Source organism: Halomonas sp. 18071143 (genome assembly GCF_019211725.1).
Classification (GTDB): Bacteria; Pseudomonadota; Gammaproteobacteria; order Pseudomonadales; family Halomonadaceae; genus Vreelandella; species Vreelandella stevensii.
The window spans coordinates 1526167-1541627 of sequence record NZ_CP078120.1 but is presented as its reverse complement, the minus strand read 5'-3'; the positions used below and the strand labels follow the sequence as shown (position 1 = coordinate 1541627).

The 15461-nt window shown below is 61.8% G+C and carries 16 protein-coding genes; 3 read left to right on the top strand and 13 right to left on the bottom strand.

Annotation, left to right across the window (positions count from 1 at the left end):
- Window positions 1-47: 47 nt before the first annotated feature.
- The 4 genes from KVY02_RS07150 to rpoE all read right to left on the bottom strand — a co-directional run bounded on the left by KVY02_RS07150 (window position 48) and on the right by rpoE (window position 3090).
- Entirely contained in the window at window positions 48-506 is a 459-nt protein-coding gene (locus KVY02_RS07150; protein WP_256357583.1) for a SoxR reducing system RseC family protein, read from the bottom strand.
- Window positions 506-1462 (bottom strand): MucB/RseB C-terminal domain-containing protein, encoded by a 957-nt coding sequence (locus tag KVY02_RS07145; RefSeq protein WP_256357582.1) that lies wholly within the window; start codon window positions 1460-1462, stop codon window positions 506-508. The genes KVY02_RS07150 and KVY02_RS07145 overlap by 1 nt, the downstream gene beginning before the upstream one ends.
- Window positions 1463-1487: 25 nt before the next feature.
- A complete protein-coding gene (locus KVY02_RS07140; protein ID WP_081194073.1) occupies window positions 1488-2219 on the bottom strand; it encodes a sigma-E factor negative regulatory protein in 732 nt (243 codons plus the stop codon).
- Window positions 2220-2487: 268 nt separating this feature from the next.
- Window positions 2488-3090 carry an RNA polymerase sigma factor RpoE gene (gene rpoE, locus KVY02_RS07135; protein ID WP_039177195.1) on the bottom strand — a complete coding sequence of 201 codons (603 nt, stop codon included), beginning with the start codon at window positions 3088-3090 and terminating at the stop codon, window positions 2488-2490.
- A 357-nt stretch (window positions 3091-3447) separates the two neighbouring features.
- Here rpoE and KVY02_RS07130 point away from each other — a divergent pair, with 357 nt between their 5' ends.
- The gene (locus KVY02_RS07130; RefSeq protein ID WP_081194074.1) at window positions 3448-4521 is read left to right on the top strand and encodes a 3-deoxy-7-phosphoheptulonate synthase; all 1074 of its coding nucleotides are present in this window, start codon (window positions 3448-3450) and stop codon (window positions 4519-4521) included.
- Window positions 4522-4592: 71 nt separating this feature from the next.
- Here KVY02_RS07130 and dinG read toward each other — a convergent pair whose 3' ends face one another.
- Together dinG and rhlB are read right to left on the bottom strand one after the other, a co-directional pair.
- Window positions 4593-6722: an ATP-dependent DNA helicase DinG gene (dinG, locus tag KVY02_RS07125; RefSeq protein ID WP_218314850.1), complete on the bottom strand. Its 2130-nt coding sequence runs from the start codon at window positions 6720-6722 to the stop codon at window positions 4593-4595.
- 5 nt (window positions 6723-6727) lie between these two features.
- A complete protein-coding gene (gene rhlB, locus KVY02_RS07120; protein ID WP_081137127.1) occupies window positions 6728-8002 on the bottom strand; it encodes an ATP-dependent RNA helicase RhlB in 1275 nt (424 codons plus the stop codon).
- A gap of 146 nt (window positions 8003-8148) precedes the next feature.
- Here rhlB and KVY02_RS07115 point away from each other — a divergent pair, with 146 nt between their 5' ends.
- Window positions 8149-8397, top strand: coding sequence for a hypothetical protein (locus tag KVY02_RS07115; protein ID WP_016913576.1), 249 nt, complete (start codon window positions 8149-8151; stop codon window positions 8395-8397).
- On the top strand, window positions 8397-9224 hold the full coding sequence (gene xthA / locus KVY02_RS07110; protein WP_016913575.1) for an exodeoxyribonuclease III: 828 nt from the start codon (window positions 8397-8399) through the stop codon (window positions 9222-9224). Before KVY02_RS07115 ends, xthA begins: the two co-directional genes overlap by 1 nt.
- 54 nt (window positions 9225-9278) lie before the next feature.
- Here xthA and KVY02_RS07105 read toward each other — a convergent pair whose 3' ends face one another.
- The 7 genes from KVY02_RS07105 to nrdF form a co-directional block, all read right to left on the bottom strand.
- Window positions 9279-10379 carry a hypothetical protein gene (locus KVY02_RS07105; protein WP_081137126.1) on the bottom strand — a complete coding sequence of 367 codons (1101 nt, stop codon included), beginning with the start codon at window positions 10377-10379 and terminating at the stop codon, window positions 9279-9281.
- Between the two features lie 18 nt (window positions 10380-10397).
- Window positions 10398-11165 (bottom strand): energy transducer TonB, encoded by a 768-nt coding sequence (locus KVY02_RS07100; protein WP_218314849.1) that lies wholly within the window; start codon window positions 11163-11165, stop codon window positions 10398-10400.
- The gene (locus tag KVY02_RS07095) at window positions 11162-11569 is read right to left on the bottom strand and encodes an ExbD/TolR family protein (RefSeq protein ID WP_039177216.1); all 408 of its coding nucleotides are present in this window, start codon (window positions 11567-11569) and stop codon (window positions 11162-11164) included. The genes KVY02_RS07100 and KVY02_RS07095 overlap by 4 nt, the downstream gene beginning before the upstream one ends.
- Window positions 11562-12104, bottom strand: coding sequence for a MotA/TolQ/ExbB proton channel family protein (locus KVY02_RS07090; protein WP_039177218.1), 543 nt, complete (start codon window positions 12102-12104; stop codon window positions 11562-11564). The genes KVY02_RS07095 and KVY02_RS07090 overlap by 8 nt, the downstream gene beginning before the upstream one ends.
- 1 nt (window position 12105) lies before the next feature.
- The gene (locus KVY02_RS07085) at window positions 12106-13473 is read right to left on the bottom strand and encodes a MotA/TolQ/ExbB proton channel family protein (RefSeq protein WP_081137124.1); all 1368 of its coding nucleotides are present in this window, start codon (window positions 13471-13473) and stop codon (window positions 12106-12108) included.
- Window positions 13473-14243 carry a DUF3450 domain-containing protein gene (locus tag KVY02_RS07080; RefSeq protein ID WP_081137122.1) on the bottom strand — a complete coding sequence of 257 codons (771 nt, stop codon included), beginning with the start codon at window positions 14241-14243 and terminating at the stop codon, window positions 13473-13475. The genes KVY02_RS07085 and KVY02_RS07080 overlap by 1 nt, the downstream gene beginning before the upstream one ends.
- 218 nt (window positions 14244-14461) lie before the next feature.
- Window positions 14462-15433 carry a class 1b ribonucleoside-diphosphate reductase subunit beta gene (nrdF, locus tag KVY02_RS07075; protein ID WP_016913568.1) on the bottom strand — a complete coding sequence of 324 codons (972 nt, stop codon included), beginning with the start codon at window positions 15431-15433 and terminating at the stop codon, window positions 14462-14464.
- Window positions 15434-15461 lie beyond the last annotated feature (28 nt).

The following is a 15461-nucleotide window of genomic DNA, read 5'->3' as shown; positions in this document are numbered from 1 at the left end:
CAGGGACGACAGTATGGAAGTGCAACTCTTAGCGAGCTACAGGACAACTAACTGACCAAACGCGGACGGAAGCGTTCCATCCCCCCGCGCATAAGAAATCCAAGCGCCACCAAGGCGCACGCCAAGGTACCAAAAAAGGCACCCGCGCTGATCCACTGGCTCTCTGCCACCCTGGCAATCGCCCCCGACACGACCAGCGCCAGTAGCATGGGCGCGGCATAGACCAAAAGCGCCAGATAGCCAATGGCTTGCCGTTCCACCGTCAGCGTCACCGCACTGCCCAAAGGGTAACGCTCTGCCAATTGGCTTTCCAGACACTCAGGCCGCACCTCGACACGCTGGTACTGGCGGCGCGCCAGCAGGCCCATGCCACAACCCCGCCCCTTGGCGCAGGCATCACATTCGCTGGCCACCGACACATCCACTATCAGCCGCCCTTGGGCATACCCCACCACGCGACCGGTGCGATAAAGCGAGGTACACGTCGTGTGCTCGGTCAATGACATCAGGGCTGAATCACGATGGACTGAACGATACGACGCATGACATCAGACGGCAACTCGCCGACACCGACCAGCTGCCAGCGCTGATCGCCGACCTCGACCAGCGATACCGTGGCCGTAGAAACACCTAACTGGTGGCTGCCTTCCGACAGCGTCTGCTGTTCGACGGGCGCTGCAAACAGACTGATAGACGCCAAGCCATCGCTGTAAACACGCTGACCCGATAACGAGCCGGTCTCGACCGGCTGGGAAACGAAGCCATCCGGCAACCACTCAGCCTGCCAACTCATCGCAGGCTCCTCCGGCGAAGCAGGATGGGCAATCTCGCCTTCATACAGAACCGGGGCTTGCAGCTGAGTAATCTGAAACGTTTCCAGCGCCCGCGATTGGCTATCACGCATGACATGCTTGAGCAGCAGCCCCGTCTCTTTGTCTAGCCACCACTCATGCTGATAGCGCTCGCCATCCTGCGGCGCAAACTTGAGCTGCACGGCTTCGCGACCCGCGACACGATCATCGTTGAGCAGCTCGATCTCATAATAATGGGCTACGTGAGCGGCCCAGGCTTCCGCTGAGCTGCTGGTCTCTTGATCTTCTAGGGTAAAGCGGGCGCGATAGCCCACGGCGGACTGACGCTCGACACTCACGGAAGGGCCATCCAGATGCTGAACGACCTGCTGCCGAACGCCATCTCGAATACGATGTGAAAGCGCCAGGGTACGCACTCCCAAAGCATCGATGGAGACGGCCCTGGCCTGGAAGTCGTAGCAGTGACCGGCCTGCTTGCTGAGCACAAGCCAATCCTGAACGTTGGCGGGCGCAGTAAAGGAGGTAAGGTCATCGCAGCTGAATGCGGGCGCTTGCTCTGCGATGACCGGCGTGGAAAAGGAGAACAGGCTTACGAGCCCAGCAGACGCTGCGGTCTGGATTCTCCACTGTCGGCACTTGTCCATCGCCATAATGCTCAGGCCACTCTCTCCAACATTAACGCTGTCCCAGAGGTTCGGTGACCGAAGAGCGCATCAGCGGCATCCAGCTGTCACCACCGCCACTAGCCGCCCCTTGAGCATGCTGCTCCAGGTAGGACTGCAACAGACGCAACTGATCGATATCGATGGACGTTGGCTGCTGAGCCATGACGCTTTGCGGCGCAGACGGAGCCGCGAAACCGGCTTCGCTGACGTTCATCAAGCCGCTATTACCTGCCTGCCCATTGATCCGGAACGGCGTAGGTTCGAACATCGGCATATCGGAGGCTGCCAAGGCACCTGTCTGGGCACCTGACAAGCTGACTGGCTGCACCTGAGCACCCACGCCGGTACCGGGCTGCGCAGCAATACTCCCATCAGGTTGGCCGCTGGTACCCGTGCCGCTATTGAAGAACTGGACGCCCGTAATCACCATCAGGGAAACGGCCGCTGCCACACCAGCACCGCGGGCAAACGAGACGCCGCCGACACGGCTGTTCGATGCCGCGACGGGCTCTGCCATCGGGACGGGCTCGTTACGCAAGCGATCCATGATGCCCGCCGAAAGATCGACGCTGACATCCACTTCGCGTTCGCGTTGCATCATGCTGCGCGCCAGATGATAGCGGCGCCAAGTCTCAGCCGCGTCGGCGTCGTCAGGTAGTGATTTCAACACTCGGCGAAGTTCCAGCTCATCACTTTCGCCGTCCATCAATGCGGAAAGTGACTCCCGTGTGTTTTGACTCATACTTCACACCCTCACACTGTGTTTGAAGAAGCTTCACGACAACACGGCTAGTGCGTGTTTTAGCCGCAAAACCTCGCAGGCCAAGACTTGGATTATCTATCACCGTCTGCACAACGCCATGGCCCTACTGGCAGGCAACATGAGCTTGCTGCTCAACGGCTCAACTCATTAGCGCTGGCAGCCCTTATGACGCCTGACTCGCCAGACAGTTCACAAAAAAAGCAAAAACGTAAATGTTTGTGTCCATGCATAGGCAGCATCCCCACGCTCAGGGCTCTTCACGACTGTTGCGCGCCGTGGTGACCAGCGGTCGAATGTGCTCGTCTACCGCCTCCCGGGCACGGAAAATACGCGAGCGCACCGTACCCACCGGGCACTGCATGATTTGCGCGATGTCCTCGTAGGCCAACCCATCCAGCTCACGCAGGGTAATAGCCGTGCGCAGGTCATCCGGCAAGCGCTCGATGGCTTCGAACACGGCGGCTTCCAACTGGTCCCGCGCGATGGAAGCTTCGGGAGACTCGGAGTCGGCCAAGCGGCCGCTTTGATCGACGATTTCGGCATCGACGATATCCAGGTCGCTGCCGGGTGGGCGACGCCCTCTGGATACCAGGTGGTTCTTCGCCGTATTGATGGCGATCCGGTACATCCAGGTATAGAAAGCACTTTCTGCACGAAACTTGCCCAACGCGCGATACGCCTTGATGAACGCTTCCTGCGCCACATCCTGCACTTCGGCGTGATCATGCACATAGCGCCCAATAAGGCCGATGATCTTGTGTTGATACTTCTTTACCAAAAGATCGAAAGCGCGTGTGTCGCCTTTCTGGGCACGCTCAACCAACTGCTGGTCCGTTTCACGAGTGCCCATTCACACGCTCCTTCCGCGCCGACATCACGCCGGTCGCTTCATGTTCTTGTCGCCCTGTTAATCGGGCCTTCACAGCAAGCAGCATAGTGTCCCTTGGGCATTGATTAATCGTCATGGAGAGCACCGGGCGACGAGGCCCGGGTGCCCCACCTGTTCTGGAGGGCGTTCGGTGGCATAACGCCAATGCTGTCTAGTGTTACGCGTTCTTTGCAGCGCATCAAGCGCTTACCCCCTTTCTTGAAACCCTGCGGCTGACATTTTTCCTTAATGCAAAGTTCCGTAACAATTGATTTTTACCACCGCGACACGCCATAGTAGTGACCACTTTTCGCCCATCGCGCATGTACAGGTAGCAAGATGTCTGATCAACAGGTTAGCAATCTCAACGTCCTCGCTCAGGACGTTCTCACCACCCCCGATGCCTTGAAGGCAGCCATTCCTCTCACCGAAGCCGCCGAGCGCTCCGTCGTGGAAGGCCGCCGCGTCATTCAGAACATCCTGGATGGCAACGACCCGCGCCTGCTGGTGGTCGTTGGCCCCTGCTCCATCCATGACGTGGATGCTGCACTGGATTACGCCCGCCGCCTGCGCGCGCTGGCCGACAAGGTGAGCGATAGCCTGTACATCGTGATGCGCGTCTATTTCGAAAAGCCACGCACCACCGTGGGCTGGAAAGGGCTGATCAACGACCCCCACCTGAACGACTCATTCGAAATCGACGAAGGCCTGCACATCGCCCGTAAACTGCTGGTCGACCTGGCCGAAATGGGCTTGCCCCTGGCCACGGAAGCACTGGACCCGATCTCGCCCCAGTACCTACAGGACTGCATTAGCTGGTCAGCCATTGGCGCCCGTACCACCGAGTCACAAACCCATCGCGAGATGGCCTCAGGCCTCTCCTGCCCGGTCGGTTTCAAGAACGGCACCGACGGCAGCCTGGATGTCGCCATCAACGCCCTGCAGTCGGTGGCCAACCCGCATAACTTCCTGGGCATCAACCAGGCGGGCCAGGTCGCCATCATCCGCACCCGGGGCAACGCTTACGGCCACGTGGTACTGCGCGGCGGCAACGGCAAGCCCAACTACGACAGCGTCAGCGTTGCGCTGGCCGAAAAGGAGCTGAGCAAGGCCAAACTGTCGGCCAACATCATGATCGACTGCTCCCACGCCAACTCCAACAAGGACCCGGCCCTGCAGCCGCTGGTACTGGAAAACGTGACCAACCAGATTCTGGAAGGCAACCGCTCCATCATCGGCCTGATGGTCGAGTCCAACATTGGCTGGGGTGCCCAGAAAGTGCCCGCCGACCTGAGTCAACTGCAGTACGGTGTCTCGATCACCGATGCCTGTATCGACTGGGACACGACCGTCGAAACCTTCACGCGCATGAACGAGAAACTGGCCCCGGCACTGGCCAAGCGTATTGCCTGAAGCTGACCCGCCAACGCCCCGCCGGACCCTCCGGCGGGGCGTTTTTTTATGGGCATCACCCGCCGCCGATTTCAGGCCTGAATGTCACGTCTGAACGGGGGCAAGGCATCCAGCAGCGCCTGACCGTAGCGCCGCGTGATCACGCGGCGGTCCAGCAACGTAATCACGCCCCGGTCGTTCTCCTTGCGGATCAACCGACCACAGGCCTGCACCAGCTTGATGGAGGCATCGGGCACACTGATACGCATGAAAGAGTTGCCGCCCTGGCTTTCGATCCACTCGGCCAACGTGGCGCCCACCGGGTCATCGGGCACCGCAAAGGGTAATCGGGTGATGACCACATGAGTCAGGTAATCCCCGGGCAGGTCGATGCCCTCTGCAAAGCTGGCCAAGCCGAAGATGATGCTCCCCTTGCCGCTATCGACCGCTGCTCGATGCCGTTCGATCAACTCCCGCTTGGGCAGCGCATCCTGCGCCAGCAAGCGCTCTTTCAAGGCCGCTGGCAGCACTTTTTCTACCGCCCTGAGCTGGGCCCGGGACGAAAACAGTACCAGCACCGCTTCATCCTCCCCCAACTGGGAGACACAGCGCACGATGGCACGCTCATGGGCCTCTCGGTCGCTGGGGTCCGTGGCTTCGACAGGCACGCGCAGCACCGCGTTGGCATAATCGAAGGGGCTAGGCAGCGCCTGGTACCGATAGCGACTGGCCAGGCCAGCGCGCTCCTGAATACGCTCGAAGCGCCCCAGTGCCGTCAAGGTGGCAGAAGTGACCACCGCGCCGTGGCAACGCCCCCACAAATGCTTGGCCAGCGTATGCGCCGCCGAGACGGGGCTGGCGGAGAACTCGATTTCGGGCTCACCGGCTACACGACTCAGCGTGATCCAGCGCGCACAGGGCGGCGCATTGGGCGGGTCCTGCTCGCTGAACGCCTGCCAGAGCGCGTGGGCTTCCAGGGCGCGACCATGCAGCAGCGCCACCAGCGGTAGCCAGGCTTCGGCCTGATCGCGGTCCAGCCCCGTCTGCTTGTCCGGGTCCAGGCTCTCACGCAGAATATCGGCAATGCTTTCCAGACTGCGTGATAGCGTGGCAAACATCACCAGCAGCTGCCGCGCCTGCTCGCGCAGCGCTTCCGGCACCTCGCCCTTCTCGAAACGCTGCTGGTGGCTGGCCTCTTCATCCGCCAGCCCCTGCTCACGCCCGGCCAGCTGATGCCCCAGGCTGAACACGTCTCCCAGGGCAGGCTCCAGGCCATGCAACACTTCAGGCAGGCTGGCCAACAGCCGGGCCACGGTGGGCTGAACCGCCAAACCCTGGTGAAGATCGGTCAAGCTGCTGCGCAGCGTCTTGAGCCAGCGCAGACAGCCATGCACCGCGAAGCGGTGGGCAAAGTGCGACAGCGCCTTGTCCGGCAGGTGATGGCCTTCGTCGAAGATGAAGATACAGTCGGCAGGGTCCGGCAGAATGGCGCCGCCCCCCAGGGCCAGGTCCGCCAGTACCAGATCGTGGTTGGCCACGATGACATCGGCATCTTCCAGCTCACGACGTGAGCGGAAGAACGCGCAGGCACCGAAATGGCCGCAGCGGCGCCCGGTACACTGGCGGTGATCGACGGTGAGCTGACGCCAGTGGGCATCATCGATGGTGTCAGGCCAGGTATCACGGTCACCCTGCCACTCGCCCTTGCCATAGGCATCGGCCAGGTCGCTGGCAAGCACCTGATAGTCGCTGCTATCGCTTTGCAAGGAGTGCTCGAACAGCGACATGGTCGGGTTTGGCTCACTGCCCTCCAGGGCCTGATCCAGCCGCGCCACGCACACATAGCGCCCGCGCCCTTTGGCCAGCGCGTAGCGAAAGGCGATGCCACTGTGCTTGGCCAGCGAGGGCAGGTCCTGATGCAACACCTGCTCTTGCAGGGCCACCGTGGCCGTGGACACGATCAGTCGCTTGCCCTTGGCCTTGGCAATGGGCAAGCCTGCAATCAGATACGCCAGCGTCTTGCCCGTGCCGGTACCGGCTTCCAATACGCAAACGTGGCTGTCGCTGGTGCGCTTGCCATCGCTGTCGCACTGAATATCGCCCAGGGTGCGGGCAATCTCGGCAATCATCAGCCGCTGACCGTAGCGTGGGGTCAGCGCTAACTGCTCCACCACGTTACGGTACGCTTGCTGAATATCGGCCTTGAGCGCGTTATCCAGCATGTGCGTTACAGCATGCCTTCCGGCGGATGCTCGCAGGGCAGCTTGCCGTTGATGTAGCGCTCGATTTCCGGCAGCGAGAAGGCGTCTTCTTCACCCACGAAGCTGATCGACACCCCTTTGGCACCGGCACGACCGGTGCGGCCAATACGGTGCACGTAGTCTTCCGGGTCTTCCGGCAGGGTGTAGTTGATCACGTGGCTGACGTCTTCGATATGGATGCCACGACCGGCCACATCGGTGGCCACCAGCACCTGGATCTCGCCTTCGCGGAAGCTTTCCAGCGTCTTGATGCGCTGATTCTGGGGCACGTCACCCGACAGCATGGCGGCACTCACGCCTGCTTTTTTCAGCAGATCATCGAGTTTGCGCACCAGATCCCGACGGTTGCCGAACACCATGACCCGCTCGAAGCTCTCCTGCTCCAGCAGCTTGACCAACAGGCGCTGCTTGTCGTCATCCGACACCAGGTACACGCGCTGGTCGATATCGGCCTGATTCTCTACCGTGACTTCGATCTCGACGTGGGCCGGTTCCTGCGTCCACTGGCTGGCCAGGTTGAGAATGTCGTCGGTGAAGGTGGCCGAAAACAGGAACGTCTGACGCTCCTCTTTCCTGGGGGTGTAGCGGATGATGCGCTTCACATCCGGGATGAACCCCATGGAAAGCATGCGATCCGCTTCGTCGAGCACCAGCACTTCGGTCTCGGACAAGTCGATGTCGCGCTTCTGATGGAAGTCGAGCAGACGGCCAGGCGTGGCCACCAAAATATCGAGCTTCTTGCCGAGGCTCTCACGCTGTTTCTGGTAATCCATGCCACCGACCACGCTGGCCACGTTCAACGACGTGAAGCGGGCGAGCGCCTTGGCGTCTTTCTCGATCTGCAGCGCCAGTTCGCGGGTGGGGGCGATGATCAGCGCACGGGGAGCCCCCGGCTTCTGGCCATCCGGCGCGGGCTCTTCCAGGAAGTAGGCCAGCACGGAAATCAGGAAGGCGGCGGTCTTGCCGGTGCCCGTCTGGGCCTTGCCCACAATGTCGCCACCCAGCAGCGTGTGGCGCAGCGCCTCTGCCTGAATGGGGGTGCAGTATTCATAGCCCTGGGCATGAATAGCGCGCATCAAGGGTAGCGGCAGATCAAAGTCATGGAAGCGCCACTTGCCGGCAACGGCGGGCACCTGAAACTGACGAAGATCCCAGTTCGACTGACGGCGACGCGGCTTGCGACGACGGCGTTTAGGCTTGCGGTTCTGGTCCGATGCTGTGATCTGTTCCGACTCGCTCATAGGCTGTGTATCTGTCCATTGCTGTGGAGGTTAGGCATCACGAATCGCGCATTGTAGCAGGGCTTGGCGATAAGAGCGCGCTCTGCTGTCGAAGGAGCGCCCTTGCCTGTTAGAATGAGGCATAAATTAACCCAAGGAGCGCGACGATGACGCGTAAGAAAAAGACTCGTTCACTGGCAGACAAGGTGACGATCCGCACCGGTCGCCGCAAGGATTACAAAAAGTGGCGCCATGAAAACCCGGATCAGGTGACCTCATCACGCCGTTTCGTGGCCAAGAAACAGCAACAGCGCAAATTGCAGGCCGTGCGCAAGCTGGCACGCCAGCAAAGTGGCCAGAACATTGCCATCCACCCCGACAAGGGGAGCGACTCCTCTTCGGGAGAGCCCTCCTGATGCGTCTGGTGTCTTTCAATATCAACGGCATCCGGGCAAGGCTGCATCAGCTTCAAGCGCTCATCGATACCCATCGCCCTGATGTGATCGGCCTGCAGGAAATCAAGGTGCAGGATAGCGAATTCCCACTGGCCGATGTGGAAGCCATGGGGTACCACACCTTTCACTATGGCCAAAAGGGCCACTACGGTGTGGCCTTGCTCTGCCGACAGAAACCTCAGCAGGTCTTCTACGGCTTTCCTGATGATGAGGAAGATGCTCAGCGACGCATGATCGGCGTGCGCCTGCTGACCACCGACGGCCAGCCGGTCACCGTGTGGAACGGCTACTTCCCCCAGGGCGAGAACGTCGAACACCCCACCAAATTTCCTCACAAGGAGCGCTTTTACCAGCAGCTGGCCAATCTGCTGGCCACGCAGCACTCCCCGGAAGAGCATCTCGCCGTCATGGGTGACTTCAACATTTCCCCCGAAGACCAGGACATCGGCATTGGGGAAGCCAACCGAAAACGCTGGCTGCGTGATGGCAAGGCCAGCTTTCAGCCCATCGAGCGGGAGTGGCTAGCGGGCATCAAGGCGTGGGGGCTCAGCGACAGCTATCGGCTCTGCCACCCCGACAACAGCGAATGGTTCAGCTGGTTCGACTACCGCTCGAAGGGCTTTGATCGGGAGCCCAAGCGTGGGCTGCGCATCGACTACATCCTTGTCTCGCCCCCTCTGGCACAGCGGGTCACCGATGCAGGTATCGACTATCCCCTGCGCGCCATGGAGCGACCTTCGGATCACGCGCCCACCTGGAGCGACTTTTCGCTGACGCTGGCGGACTGACCTGCGCCCTGGCTGCCGCCCGCCCGGGCGGCACGGCTCATCCCCTGAGCCCCCTCAATCGAAATAGCCAAGCCACTGCTCGGCCTGTTCGTCGCCCAGCTCCGCCGCTCGCGAGAGCGCCTCTTTCGCCAGCGACTCATTACCCCACGCGTAGGCCAACTGACCATACTGGCGCCAATCGTCAGCCGTTTGAGTAGTATCAGCCAGCGCCTGCCAAGCGTTCAGGGCATGCTCGACATGCCGGGCCTGCTGCCAGGCCGTGGCTCGCAAGCGCAGCGTCTCTTCATCATCAGGCAGCTCCCCTGCTTCCAGCGCTGCCTCCAGATGCTCACCGGCACGCGCTGGCGTGCCGCCTGCCAGGTGCAGCCGAATCAGGGTCAAGCGATCCTCGGGGGCGGTGAACTTGCCCATCTGCCAGGCCGCTTCCCAGACGCCTGCAGCAGCGCCCAGCAGCCCCGCCTGCTGCGCCAATCCAGCCGCCTGACGCCACTCCTCGGCGCTGCTGCGCTCGCTCAGACTCTCCAGCAGCCAAGCCAGCGCCTGCTCGCCTTCGCCTGCCTGGCGCAGCACGACGTTGACCAGCGCCTGCTGGGCATCACTCAGCTCTCTGCCCGGCGCCAACTGAGGGGTGAGCCATTCGAGGGCCTCTTCCCAGCGCTCCTCTTCTGCCAATAGGCGCACCAACGCCCAAACCGACTCAAGGTAGCGCTCATGGCCCGCCGACTCGCCGAGCCACTGCGCGTAAAGCTCGATGGCCTGAGAGCGTTGACCTGCCGCGCGGCGCAGGGAGGCTTCGTCACGCAACCAGCGCAGCCGCTGACTGTTCGGCACGCTGGTACGCTGGCGGGCACTAGCCAGCTCATCCGCTGCCGCCTCGGGCACCTCTTGACGCACCAGCGCACTGGCCGCCAATTGATGATATAGCGCGCTGGCCCACTGATCGGCTCGATTGCCCGAGGCCAGCCTGGCAGCCTGGGCGCGCACGCGACTCAGGATCGCGTCCAACGACTCATTCTCTGCACCAGAACCGGAAAGTTCCGCCAACTGGCTCTGCAACCCATTCAGGTCGAGAATGATATCTTCACTCAGTGGCACATCCGCCACCGCCACCGTGCTCCACACGTAGAGCACTGCCATTGCCAATAAACGCTGCATAACGCTCCCTCGACGGGCTTACCGCAACTGAAATTCGATGCGCTGAGTGGCACGACGCAGCTGCTGACTCGGCTCGAACTGCCAGCGCGCAATGGCCTCCTCCGCCGCCTGCTCGAACATGCGGCGCGGCTGGGCGTTGACGACGCGAATCGTTCCGCTATCGACGCTGCCGTCACGCCGAATGACGAACTCCACCTCGACAAAACCCTCCATGCCACGCCGCTGGGCACGGGTGGGGTACGTGGGAGTGACGCGACTCGTGGGCGCCACCTGCCCAACACTCACCGGCTCATTGGAGGGCGCAGGCTCTGCCGCTGGCGCCGCTTCACGTTCGGCCGTCGCCGGTGCCGTGGATGGTTCGGAGCGCGACGCGGGCTCTGCGGCAGGCTCCGGCGTGGGCTCTGGCGCAGGCTGCGGCTCCGGACGTGGCTGTGGCGTCGGCTCTGGCCTTGCCTCGGTCAGCTCCGGCAGCTCGCTCTCCAACTCCAGCGGCTCTACCGGTGCATCCGGCAAAGCCAGATCGGGCAGCGCAATCTGACTCGTGGCGACCGGCGCAGGGGCAGGCGCTGGTGCAGGAGGGGGAGCCGCAGGAGCCGCCTGGGCAGGCTCTGGCGGCGGCGTTTCCGGCTCGGCTGCCTGCTCAGGCGCTTCCACCATGGTCATGGCCATGGACATGACCGGCTCGTCGACGCTGCGCTCCGGCGGTGCCACCAGCAGCGCCAGCATCCAGAACAGCCCCATCGCCAGCGCAGTACCAGCCAGCAGCGAGAACCCGTGGCGTATCATGGCGCACTCCGACTAGCCGCCACCGCCACTTGCTCGACGCCTGCCTGCTGCAGGCGATCCATCACTTCGATCAGCAGTCCAGTGGTGGACGCTCGATCGGCCTGGATGACCACCGAGCCATCGCCACTGAGCATGCCGGCCACTTCCTGACCGATGCGATGGGCATCGACCGGACGACCATCCACCCAGACGGCTCCTTCCGGCGTAATCGCGATCAGCACCTGGGCGTCCGGACGCTGTGTGGCGGCGGCCGCTTCCGGGCGCTCGATCTCTACGCCACTCTCCTTGATAAAGCTGGTCGTCACGATAAAGAAGATCAGCATGATGAAGACCACATCCAGCATCGGGGTCAGGTTGACTTCATTGCTCTCTTCGACGGCCTCTATGGAACGGCGTCTACGCATCATTTTCCTCCAGGGCACGCGCCAGGCGATCATGCAGACGCTGGTCTTCGCGGCGAATCACGTGCTCCAAACGGCTGATAAACAGCATGCCCACCACGGCAATGGCCATGCCTGTCAATGTGGGTAGCGTGGCTCGGGCCACGCCATCGGCCATGGCTCGGGCCTGATGGGTGTCACTCATGGAGAGGCTATCGAACACGGTGATCATGCCGGTGACCGTGCCCAGCAAACCCAACAGCGGGCACAACGCCACCAGCAATTTGATCCACGGCAGCGGCCGACGCAGCTTGGCCACCAGGGCCGCACTCCACACATCGCGCAACGTCCGTGCGCTCCAGCTGCGATGGTCGCTACGCGCTGCCCAGCGGTGCACCAGCTGACGACGCGCACGTCGCCAGCTGATGCGGTAGTACCACCAGCGTTCGATGGCCATGGCGAACACCAGCACGGCCACCAGCGCAAGCACCACCAGCACCGCGCCACCGGCATCCAACAACCGCTCTACCGGCTCCAGCCAAAGGGGCAACGTCGGCATATCAGTTCACCGCTTGCCCGGGATGGGCGGACTGCGCTTCCAGGTGATCGGCCAGGGTGGCGCTAGCCTCCCCTTCGATCACTTGCGTAATGGACCGGCTACGGCTGGACAGTGCCGTTTGTGCAAACAGCAACGGCACCGCTGTCACCAGACCCAATACCGTCGTCACCAATGCCTGACTGATCCCTCCCGCCATGAGCTGCGGGTCACCGGTACCGAACACGGTAATGGCCTGAAAGGTGACGATCATGCCCGTCACCGTACCCAACAGGCCCAGCAGCGGCGCAATGGCGGCCAACAGCTTGACGATGGGCTGGCCTCGCTCGATGCGCGGCAGCTCTGCCAGCACCGCTTCATCCAGGCGGGCTTCGAGGGCTTCGGGGGTTTGATGCTTGTCCATGTCCTTGAAACGCTGCAGCACTCGGCCCAGCGGATTGTCTGCTCGCGGCTGCTCCAACTGACGGCGTTGACGACGCACCCGTGCGCTTACCAGCAGCAGATAGAGGTATTGCGCCAGCGCCACCAACAGACCGATACCCCCCAGCACCACGACCACATAGCCGACATACCCCCCCTGCTGGAAACGCTCCCAGAGACTGGGCTGCTGGGCCAACGCCTGCAGTACGCTGCCCTGGGTAGGGTCGATGGCAAATTCACGGCTCTCACCTTGGTGGTAGGCGGCGAGCAGACGGCGGATTTCCGACGGCGTACGCGGCAGCTCGGCCAGGCTCTGGTCATCCTGCCCCTTGCGGAGCAGTGCCGACTCCGTGAAAGCGGCAAAATCCCCCAAACGGACCACCTGACGAGGCGCAATCTCGCCAGCACCGTCTGCCACGGGCAACTCGAGACGCTCGGCCTGCCCGGTGTTCATGGTCAAGGCTGCCAGCCGGTCTACCACGCTCTCCAGGTGCTCACGCTCCAGCACCTCGACGTCGTTAAGGCGCGGAGGCAAAGCGTCAGGCGTCAACGTCAGCCAGCTCTCCCCTCCCAACTCGTTGCGCAGCTCCTCGCTGTGCCGCGTCAGATCGGCCAACAGTGCCGTAAGGGCCTCCCCCTGCTCATCCTGACGCTGAGCCAAAACCTCGGCCTGCTCGGCCTGCTCTTGCTGTTGCGCCTGCAGGGCAACCTGCTCCTGCTCGGCGGCTGCGTGCGCGGCGCGCGCTTCCTCCAGGGCAGCAGCCAGGGCGTCCTGATCTTCCAGAAACGACTGCAGCCGCGCCTGATCTCGCGCTTCTGCTGCTTCGCGGGCATCACGCAGCGTCGTGACATCACTGCTTTGGGCAATGGCCGGGGCGCTCGCCCAAACGCTCATGGCCAGCAGCAGGCAGGCCATCTTGTGCACGCCGCGCCGATAGCTGGATAGTTTCATTACGGCGCTCCTGTGGCGGTGATCGATAGCGGCAATTGCAGCAGTTCAGGCGTACGCTGATCATCGGCAATACGCAGGCCATTACGCACTTCTCGGCGTGCACGCTCTTCCAGCGCCAGCCATTCGCCGCGCTGCTGGTCCCATACGCCGCCCTCACGGCCATCCGGCGTCAGGTAATAGAGGCCAATACGCCCAATACGCAGATAATCGACTTCCCGAGGAGCCTCGCCGTCGCGCTGCAAACGCCCCCGCCAGCGATCCACCTGGCGGCCGTATGCCAGCTCTGCACGCCAGGCTTCGAGCAGCTCGGCAATCCGTTCGGCGCTCTCCTGGGTGGACGCCTCGGCCCCTTCTACGCGTGCCAAGCGCTCGGCGCGCAGGAAAGGCAGATCCGACGCGATCCATTGGCTGAGCTGTTCGGCCATATCCTGCTCGATGGCCGGCAGCGCAGCACGTGTATCGCTCAGCGTATCCAGCGCCTGGGCCAACCGCTGCTGGCGCTCCGCTTCACCGGCCAGGCGACTACTCAGGGCAGCATTGGAAGCGCTCATCTGCCGCGTCTCCTGCTCCAGTTGGCGCAATTCTTCCAACTGTTCTCGCGTTGCTTCGTCGGCCCTGTCGATTTGCTGCTGCAGCTCAGATTGCACTTGCTGGGCCTCGACACTCTGGGCCGCCTGATCCATCGTTTCATCGCTCGCCATCAGCGATGTACTGGCCAGCATTCCAGCAAGCCAATATCCGCTCAAGGCAAAGAAAGGCCTTTTCAGCACGTCGTCTCTCCATCACTGCTCAGCGCGCTATCAGTATCAGCTCGCCAAGGCTCACCAAATATAAGAACGATTTGCGTTTAAATCGTTAGCGTGCATAGCCTACCATCAATAGAGCAAATGACAATATTTATCATTAACATTCAATAACGAAATCTTTTCATCACCCATAAAAAACGGGAGCTCTGAGGCTCCCGTTGAGTGGCACGCTAATTGAACGATCAGAACGCCCAGTCGTCGTCTTCGGTAGCGACGGCCTTGCCGATGACGTAGGACGAGCCAGACCCCGAGAAGAAGTCGTGGTTCTCGTCTGCGCTGGGGGACAGCGCCGCCATGATCGTCGGGTCGACGTCCGTGACACTGCTGGGGAACAGCGGCTCGAAACCGAGGTTCATCAACGCCTTGTTGGCGTTGTAGTGCAGGAACTTCTTCACGTCTTCGGTCAAGCCCACCGCATCATACAGCGACTCGGTGTAGCGCACTTCGTTGTCGTACAGCTCCAGCAGCAGCTCGTAGGCATAATCCTTCACTTCCTGCTGACGCTCCGGGGTGGCTTCCGCCAGCGCCTGCTGGAACTTGTAGCCCACGTAGTAACCGTGCACCGCTTCGTCACGAATGATCAGACGAATCAGGTCAGCGGTATTGGTCAGCTTGGCATGGCTGGACCAGTACATGGGCAGATAGAAGCCGGAGTAGAACAGGAACGACTCCAGGAAAACGCTGGCCACTTTGCGCATCAGCGGGTCATCGGAGCGATAGCGCTTGAGAATCAGCTCGGACTTCAACTGGAGCGACGGATTCTCCTCACTCCAGCGGAACGCATCGTCCACGTCCCGGGTGGCGCACAGCGTCGAGAAAATCGAGCTGTAGGAGCGCGCATGCACCGATTCCATGAAGGCAATGTTGGTGTAAACCGCTTCTTCATGGGGCGTACGCGCATCTTCCATCAGCACCGGCGCACCCACGCTGCTCTGGATGGTATCGAGCAGTGTCAGGCCGGTGAAGACCCGGATGGTCAGCTGCTTTTCCTGCTGAGTCAGCGTGTTCCACGACTGAATGTCGTTGGACAGCGGCACTTTTTCCGGCAGCCAGAAGTTGCTGGTCAGGCGGTTCCACACCTCCAGATCTTTATCGTCCTGCAGACGGTTCCAGTTGATCGCATTAACCCGCGACAGGCGTTGCATCGTTGTCATCAGCGCTCTCTTCTAAACGTCATCACAT